A 1809-nucleotide genomic window follows, 5' to 3' on the forward strand; every position below is an offset into this window, starting at 1 on the left:
CCTGGCTACCACCCGGGTCATTATTGGACTGCGGCCGGATATGGTCAGAATTTATCCCACCCTGGTGATTGCCGGGACCGAGTTGGCCAGACAATGGCGGGAGGGGAGCTATCAGGAGCTCTCCCTGCCTGAGGCTGTCTCTGTCTGCGCCGAAATGCTGCTCATGTTTCAATACCACCATATCCCGGTGATCCGCCTGGGTCTGCAACCCAGCCAGGAACTGCAATCTGCCGAGACCTTGCTGGCCGGGCCGTATCATCCTGCATTCGGAGAGTTAGTGGAGCAGCATATCTTTTATATGCAAGCCCGGGAGCTGCTTCTGGATGCCCAGGCCCTGCCAGGTCGGGACCGGCCGGTAAACCTTCTGGTAAACCCCGCCGATGTCTCCCGGTTGATTGGACAGCACCGCCGTAATTTTCTGCGTTTGGAAGAGGAATTGGGGACGGGGCTGCTGAAGGTAATTAAATCTGAAGCTATCGCGCCTGATAGCCTCGGACTGTACTACAGCGGTGAGAACCGAATCCTAACCCTGGTGAGGGAGGATTTCATTCGCCGCTTGATAGATAGAGGCCTGCTGCCCGGCGAAGACTGAAACAGCCGCAGGCCGGGCAGGTTGTGGCTGGTAAAAACAGCCCTGAGTAGGCGGGTTTGTTTAATGCCCGGACATAATTGAGAACAATAACTGCTTTTACCAAGATAATGGGAAGGTTTTTGGGCCTGAATTGTTTAACTAGTAAATACTAGCACAGGAAAGAATTTGGGCTGACGGGGGCAAATCCTGACCGCCTGCAAAACAGTATGGCGATTCTTACCAACGCGCCATATGAAGTTGGGTTTGATTAAAGTCCCGGAATGATGGCCGGGCTTAGCTGGATGCCCGATTTAATAGCAATATAAGTGAATTCAACAATACGTTCAGGGTGATTAAAAATATTTTATCGAATGTTTTTTGAGAGGTTGCCCTGACATGATGGAGGAACAGGGTGTATTTAAAGCGTCTGGACATCAAAGGCTTTAAGTCTTTTGCGGAATACACTACAATCCAATTCGAGCCCGGGATCAATGTTGTAGTGGGGCCGAACGGCTGCGGCAAAAGCAATGTGGTAGATGCGGTCCGCTGGGTACTGGGCGAGAATAACATCCGCAACCTGCGCGGTCACAAAGGGGAAGATATCATCTTCTGCGGCACCGACAGCAAACGGGCTCACGGCATGGCCACGGTGGAGATGCTGATCGACAATGGCGATGGCTTTTTGCCCCTGGAATACGGGGAAATAAACCTGGCCCGCAAGCTGTTTCGCTCTGGAGAAAGCGAATTCACCATCAATCGTACCCGGGTGCGCATGAAGGATGTGCACGATCTGTTTGCCGGCACCGGTTTGGGCAAGAAAGGCTATGCCATCATCAGTCAGGGTGAGCTGGATCAGCTTTTGAATGCACAAGCCCTGGAGCGCCGCCTTATCCTGGAGGAAGCCTCGGGGATAATAAAATACCGGCAGCAGCGTGAAGAAGTGAACCGGCGCCTGCTGGATACCGCTCAGGACCTGACCCGCTTGGCAGATCTGCTGGCGGAAATGCGGGAGCGCAGCCTGGAACTGCAGCAAAAGGCGGAAAAGGCCAGGCAATACTTGAGCTGCAAAGAACAAGCCGATATCCTGGAAAAAACCCTGATGGCATATGAGCTCAACCGGCTGGAAAAAGATCAGTGCACTCGCCAGGCCGATCTTGCGGAACGCAAACAGAGCCTCAGAGCTCTGCACCGGCAGCAGCTCGAACAGGCCAAACAATTGCAGGAACGGGAGCTGGAAC

Annotated in this window: 1 protein-coding gene and 1 pseudogene; both read left to right on the forward strand. The window is 53.5% G+C overall.

The window, feature by feature from the left end:
- Positions 1-592, forward strand: a pseudogene (locus B2633_RS12185) (radical SAM protein); the annotation flags it as partial.
- A gap of 391 nt (positions 593-983) precedes the next feature.
- Positions 984-1809 (forward strand): AAA family ATPase (locus B2633_RS12190; protein WP_483170956.1); only part of this gene is annotated, 826 nt, incomplete at its 3' end.

Source organism: Syntrophomonas sp. UBA1041 (assembly GCF_002316705.1).
Lineage (GTDB): Bacteria > Bacillota > Syntrophomonadia > Syntrophomonadales > Syntrophomonadaceae > DTU019.